Annotated in this window: 5 protein-coding genes, 1 tRNA gene and 1 pseudogene; 2 read left to right on the plus strand and 5 right to left on the minus strand. The window is 41.3% G+C overall.

Going from position 1 to position 6,534, the window contains the following annotated elements; translation table 11 throughout:
- Positions 1 to 4 precede the first annotated feature (4 nt).
- Both AC5JMF_RS16075 and AC5JMF_RS16080 read right to left on the minus strand, forming a co-directional pair.
- Positions 5 to 2,191 carry a caspase family protein gene (locus AC5JMF_RS16075; protein ID WP_495796731.1) on the minus strand — a complete coding sequence of 729 codons (2,187 nt, stop codon included), beginning with the start codon at positions 2,189 to 2,191 and terminating at the stop codon, positions 5 to 7.
- A 29-nt stretch (positions 2,192 to 2,220) separates the two neighbouring features.
- Positions 2,221 to 3,080 (minus strand): annotated as a pseudogene (locus AC5JMF_RS16080) (IS5 family transposase).
- A 195-nt stretch (positions 3,081 to 3,275) separates the two neighbouring features.
- Between AC5JMF_RS16080 and AC5JMF_RS16085 the strand changes: the two are divergent.
- Entirely contained in the window at positions 3,276 to 3,425 is a 150-nt protein-coding gene (locus AC5JMF_RS16085; protein WP_495796732.1) for a hypothetical protein, read from the plus strand.
- Positions 3,426 to 4,100: 675 nt separating this feature from the next.
- Here AC5JMF_RS16085 and AC5JMF_RS16090 read toward each other — a convergent pair.
- The 3 genes from AC5JMF_RS16090 to AC5JMF_RS16100 all read right to left on the minus strand — a co-directional run bounded on the left by AC5JMF_RS16090 (position 4,101) and on the right by AC5JMF_RS16100 (position 6,072).
- Positions 4,101 to 4,310, minus strand: coding sequence for a hypothetical protein (locus tag AC5JMF_RS16090; RefSeq protein WP_495796733.1), 210 nt, complete (start codon positions 4,308 to 4,310; stop codon positions 4,101 to 4,103).
- Between the two features lie 464 nt (positions 4,311 to 4,774).
- Positions 4,775 to 4,847 (minus strand) — tRNA-Arg (locus AC5JMF_RS16095).
- A 34-nt stretch (positions 4,848 to 4,881) separates the two neighbouring features.
- Positions 4,882 to 6,072 (minus strand): murein hydrolase activator EnvC family protein, encoded by a 1,191-nt coding sequence (locus AC5JMF_RS16100; protein WP_495796734.1) that lies wholly within the window; start codon positions 6,070 to 6,072, stop codon positions 4,882 to 4,884.
- A 136-nt stretch (positions 6,073 to 6,208) separates the two neighbouring features.
- Between AC5JMF_RS16100 and AC5JMF_RS16105 the strand changes: the two genes are divergently transcribed.
- Positions 6,209 to 6,496 (plus strand): hypothetical protein, encoded by a 288-nt coding sequence (locus tag AC5JMF_RS16105; protein WP_495796735.1) that lies wholly within the window; start codon positions 6,209 to 6,211, stop codon positions 6,494 to 6,496.
- The last annotated feature ends 38 nt before the right edge of the window (positions 6,497 to 6,534 follow it).

The raw sequence follows: 6,534 nt of genomic DNA on the forward strand, positions 1-6,534 counted from the left end.
GGTTCTACAAGCGTTTCACAACCAGTTGCACCTGTTCCGTTGTCCATTTATCACTCAAATAAGCCGCAACGCTAATATTTCTGCTTGGGGGTTGCTCACCAGCAACAGCCGCGAATAATTCTTCCAGAGGGTTAGTTGCTCTGTTTACCTGTATTCCCTTACGAGGTTTATCTAATGCTGGTAGTTCTAAAATGCGAAAATTAGTTGCACCAACAGTTGCAAAAACCTTGAGAACATCCACACCTTCTTGATATCCCTCTGGAAGATTTGTATGTATGCGGACTAATTTCTCCTGTTTTGGGTCTAGGGGTTCAAAATAAGCTGCACCCTCTGGGTGTAGCTGGCAGATACTCCAATCAGGCTGAATTGCCATTACAGTAATATTGAGAACTTGAGAGGAGCGATTACGGATACGTAAGACTGCATATTCATCAACATTGAGGATGGGAAGGTTGCCATTCAGATTAAAAGGTAATAATTCACTACGATTTTCTCCAGGTTGGCATAATTCAACTTGCAGTTTTCCTACTAAAGAGGATAACCAGTCGTTATTATCAAGCTGTAAAGTTGCTTGATATTTTGACAGATGTACCAAGCGATCGACTACACTACTGGCAGCATTGGGCGCACCTATTTTTAACGAGGGTCGCAAATTAATTAATTCCCCACCTGCATCAAGGATTTCATACTCACCTTGTCCATTCACAGACACCTGATAGCTAACAGGTTCATCACTCAGTTCATCAAAAGACAAAAATTCTAACCAGGCATTACCCTGTACAGTTTCCTTAGTAATTTTGAGCGCTGTCAACGCAACTGTCACATCTATATCTGGAGATAGTTGATTTTCTGCGGCAGGTAACAGGCGTATCTTACGAACAAGCTTAACACCCGGAGACAGCAATAAGGCGGGAGCGCCATCTTGAATAATTCCTGCACTCAGAGTTTTCGGAGGCTGAACAATTGAACGAATTGTACCTTGAGCATGATCTTCAACCAGAAGTTTTGTCATCTCAGCCCACGATGCTTCTGCACGCACTTCTACAATCTTTACTAGTGCAACTCGCTGATGAATCTGAGTAAAATCAGTTGTGCCCAATTTATAGACAGCAAACTCTGCGCCCTGACATAAACCTTGTGCAGCGCCTGCTTGCAACAGCACCCGATTTTTGGCTACATCTACTTGCTTAACGATGACAGCAGACTGGGAAGTGATAGATTGACCGCTGAAGACAATACGATGCCCCTCGCCTTGCAACATGGGTGTTTGTCGTTCAAACTGACTGTTTACCTTAGCAAGAATGCGGTCATAGAGTACTTTATAAGTAACTTCACCTCCCAGCTTTTGCAGAGAGTCTAGTAGCCAATAGGTCAGTGCGCCGTTACGTTCTGTGCCATTGAAAGCATATTCATAGGCATACTCATTATCCCGGCAAGCAGCCAATAAAACATAACCTTTAGGTTCAGGCAACCAACCGCTCGTGACGGTAACATTGCGAGTTTTTTGTTGTCCCTGTGTTAACGTGAGCCAGTTTTGCATCAACTCCTCAGCCGACGCTATCAGGCTTACTTGAGAACGTGGCGTTGTATCTACAACGTTCTTATTCAAACCGCGAATACCAGAGTCATTTACTCCTCCTCTTGTTGCTCCTCCAGAATGGCAGCTATCTAGCACCACTGTGACAACTAACCCCTTATCCACCATATTTTGTAGAAGTTTTGCTATTTCCAAATCGCGAATATAGCGAGCTTCTGAATTGCCAATATTCATAGGAACAAGTGCTTCATCTACACCGGAGTTTCCCTTAAGTTCTGGATAAATTGTTACTGCACGTCCACCATGACCAGAGTAGTGAATGTATACTTGGTCTTGAGGTTGAGCTAAATCAGTAAGTTCCTGAAATTTGGCGACGATATTTTCATAGGTTGGTAACTGATTTGCAGGTTCTTTTAGCTCGTTGAAACCATCAAAGTTAGAAGCCGTTAATTTAAAAATCTGTGCTTGAGGAACTTGCAGCGTATTTTGTAAGAAAGATGCAACATGGTTAATATCGCGCACGCACCCCTCAAGGCTATTGTAGGAAGAACCCGATGGCAATGTGTTTGGTAGATATAAATCAATCCCTATTAATAAAGCGAAGAATTTAGAAGAGATAGATGTTGCATCTCCTTGAATAGGTCTATGTAGCATAAATTAAGAGCTGATTCGTAAACAAAAGCTTAAGATACCATTCGTTTTATCATTAAACGAATTAATGAACCATAAATCATAGCTTCACTTAACTCTGTATATAATTCATAATCCTTACTCAAACGCCGAAATCGATTGAGCCAGCCGAATGTACGTTCTACAATCCATCGTTTCGGCAGTCGCTCAAATGTTTTCGAGTTCCTTTGAATCACCTCGACTCGAACCTGTTGTCCACAAACTTGTTTAACGGCTTGAGCAAAGTTATCGCCCGAATAGCCCTGATCTACCCAAACAACTTCTAATTTGGACAATTCCTCAATAGCTTCGTCTAGGACAATTACAGCTCCTAAACGCTCCGAGGCATTGGCTTCGGTCACTAAAACACCGATCAACAAACCTTGAGAATCTACAACTATATGGCGCTTACGCCCTTTAACCTTTTTACCACCATCAAAACCGTAGACCTCCCACGCCAGTTGCTTCAAGTCGGCGAAGCCGCCCAACGCACTGGCTCCTTTTTTTCCGTGGTCTTCACCGACTGAGAGTCTGCGATCGCCACAGTAGAGTGTTCATCTCGCCCTAAATCTTGTCGCAGTTGATGACGTACTTGGTCGTGAACTTTCTGCCAGATGCCTTTGCGTTGCCATTTTTGAAAGTATCCGTACACTGTTGTGTACGGTGGAAGGTCATGAGGTAACATTTTCCATTGACATCCAGTTCGTTGTACGTAGAAAATCGCATTGAGAATTTCTCGTAAATCTACTTCTATAGGATGCCCAAATCCTTTGGGTTTTGGTAGAAGAGGCTTGAGGATTAACCATTCGGCATCGCTTAAATCACTTGGATAGGGCTTGCGGTGCAGATTTTCAATCGCTGGTAGACGGCTCATCGACAAGAACATAAGTGTTATTGATTTAGCCTATAGCCTGAGTAAACTGAGGCTCTGTTCTCTTTAGATTTTCTTTACGAATCAGCTCTTAGTGTTTCTTATCAAAGAAGCAAACAGAAAATAGGGAACTCTTAACAGTTTTTCCTATTTCCTGTTCCCTCCGGGAGTTAGAAACCCCTACTTAATCGAGATAAAATGAATGACACAGTGTACAAGAAGCGGCAAACAACTAAAACAACACTGGATTTACTAACACAGTCAACTAACCAAGCTATTCCATTACAGTCAGCAGTTGCGATCGCTCAACAGCTAGGTGTACTGATGAAAAGTCAATCAAGTTACTAGCTGCTATTTACAACGTCAGAGAAGATGAAATAAGTAAGGCTATGTAGCCCCAATAGGATAGGTTAAATTACCTGAGTTTTACTAACGCTTACGATATAAGCAATAACTAAGGATAGTAAATAGACAACACGTAACTGAGGTATTGAATAGTCAAGAATGCTAAGGGTAGGTAAAAAACGGGCTGAGGATATTCTGTATAGTACCTGACCACGCATTCTAAGAAAAGCCTGGTTATCTCTTATCGAAAGAAAGAGTTAGTCATCTATTTATAAAGATAAAGATAGCTAGGTTGCGTCAATTCAACTTAAACTTAACGATAATAGCAATGACAAATATTAAACAAAATTCGCTAACTCGCGTTGTACCTACAAGATTAACTAATTATGATTATTTTTTCTTATTGTGGTATTAATTGAATTAGTGTACTCGCGGCTTAATACGCTTGACGTCGTAATAAATTGCAACGTGAAGCAATATTATCTTATTTTTGTTAAGCCTTCTATTTAAAAACTAGAGGACTGTCTTGTTATGTAGATTTTATCTGCTTGCCTACTTTTTTTCTGGTTTGGCTATGAATTTACAAAAGATAAAACCTACAGGAAATTGCTAACTTCTGTAGGCTTAAAGTCTTAGGTTTATTATTAGGTACGCTGAAGCTACCTTAAATAGACATAACTAGCTTCCTGTTTTATCATCATCTTTATTTTTTCCCTTGAGTTCATCGTCAATACTCTCAGCAGCCCAAGTTGTAGCAGCCGTGGCAACCGTAATTCCTACAACTGCTACTGCTCCTATAGGAGCCGCTATTGCTGCTGCACAAGCACCAGCACCGATGAGTCCAGCTTTTAAAACTTTTTCTGGTGTAATTTTGTCAAGTCCTAACATACAGGTATTATCCTTTACACTTAAACCTCTCATTTAAGTATTGCCTTACTTAAATAAAAAATATAATAGAGAATACACGTATCTAGAATATTAAATTAGGCTCATAACAATAGTTATTTACCCATAATGTAAGCTTTTAGCGCATAAACATTAATATTTGCTGCTAAAAGCCCCTATAACAGGCAATGCATTGCTTTAGGCTTATGCATCTGAAACTGAAACTGAAAATAGAGGCGTTAAAGGCAGAAATAGATCAATCTCTGGTTTACCAGGCATTTATAGGGGATTATAAATATGGCTATGTAACTGATAATACTAACCTATACGAATAGGCATAAATGATCACCTTCTCTCAAGTCAGCTAGTCACCCCTATTTAGTTGTTTTAGGGATAAAATGGTATTAGTTGAGAGAAAGCTGATAAAAAATGACCTCTTGTTACTGTGGTTAGTCTTGTATAAGTAACGAGCGCGGAGGGATTTGAACCCCCGACCCACAGAACCGGAATCTGTTGCTCTATCCACTGAGCCACGCGCCCTTAATGCTCTTGATATTATATCATACTTTTGCTGCTACAGAAAATCTGCGGGGTTTACGGGCGTACCATTGCGACGCACTTCAAAATGTAGGTGGGGGCCTGTAGATAAACCTGTAGAACCAACAGCAGCGATCGCTTGTCCCCGTTGTACTCCTTGTCCATCGGCAACGTACAACTCGCTGCTATGTCCGTAGAGTGTAGTAATACCTTTACCGTGGTCGATGATTACAGCTCTGCCATAACCACCATACCACCCAGCAAAAATCACTGTCCCGGAATCGGCGGCTCGAATTGTACTGCCATAACTAGCGGCAAAATCTAAACCTGCATGAAAGCGGCGATAGCCGAGGATTGGGTGTATCCGCCAACCAAAGGGACTGCTGGTGGATGCGTTGCTGGGATATGCGAACACGCCAGTTCCGCGAATAATGAGGCTGGTACGGCTGTTTGTCTTGGTTAATTCTTCTTTGGCTCTTGCTGCTACCTTTTGTTGAATCAAAACAGCTAAATTCTGTGAATCTTTATCTAGCTGGTTTTGTGCTGCTTCTAGAGCTAAGCGATCGCTATTGAGGCGTTGAATCATTTGCGATTGTGATTGCGCCTGGGTTTGATAATCGGCTTTTTGTGATAGCAACTGCTGACGAATCAAAGCAATTTCGTTTTTTTGCTGTTCTACTTGAGTTTTTTGGTTAATAAGCGAGTTTGCCTGGGCGTTGAGTTTGGTCAGAATTTGCCGATCTGCTTGATATACTAGCTTTAACTGACGGCGACGGCTGATAAAATCGCTGACGTTTTGACTTTGTAGTAAAACTGCCCATCCTTGGTTTGCTGGCGATCGCTGAAGATATCGCAATCGTGCAACTGTCGCTATTTGACGTTCTTCATAGGAACGTTCTGCAACAGCTAAATCAGTTTCTAACTCTTGGAGGCGTTTAGTCGCAAGTTGTAAGCGGAATTCGCTGTCTTGAATGTAGCTATTTGTAGTTTGCAGATTTTGCTCCAAACCTGTCAGGCGTTTTTGGGCCTCGTTTTGTAAATTAGTCAAGCGATCGCGCTCTTTCTTTACCTGCTGGCGCTCCTGGTTCATTTGTTGCTGTTGTTGCCGCAATGTATCAATGGATATTGTTGGATTTGCGTATACTGATAATATTGATATCAGCATTATAAATAGTGCAATACATAAACAACAAAAAACCTGCTTTTTTCCAAGGAATAGCGCTCTCATAGTATGAGCCTGAGCAAAACGAGGCTGTCAAACAATATGAAGATTATTCCCAAAATCTTGTGTAAGTTCTCTAAGAGGAAAGGGGGCAGCACTTCTTTTGTCAGCATCAAAAAAGTATATTATCGGCTAAGTACGTATGAATTTACGCAAATTAACCCTAGTAATTACATTGATTTTTCCTGGTTTAACAGTGGTGGGAATATCGCTCTATTGGTTCAACCTGGATTACGCAGCCTTGATCAAAGCCGAGAATTATGTAGAAAAGCTCGTAGAGGAAAGGAAAGTTAATGATAGACAGTTAGAGTACGCCTATCATCGCACCTTTATTCATCGGATTAATGTATTTGCAGACGGCACTTGGGGATTATTGGGAGGCGTAATTACAGCAGTAGGCATACACGGTTTATTAATTCGTAATTCGTAATGACGCGACGCTCCTGCGTCGCTCTAAGCGAAGCTATG

It is taken from the genome of Desmonostoc vinosum (assembly GCF_059505385.1).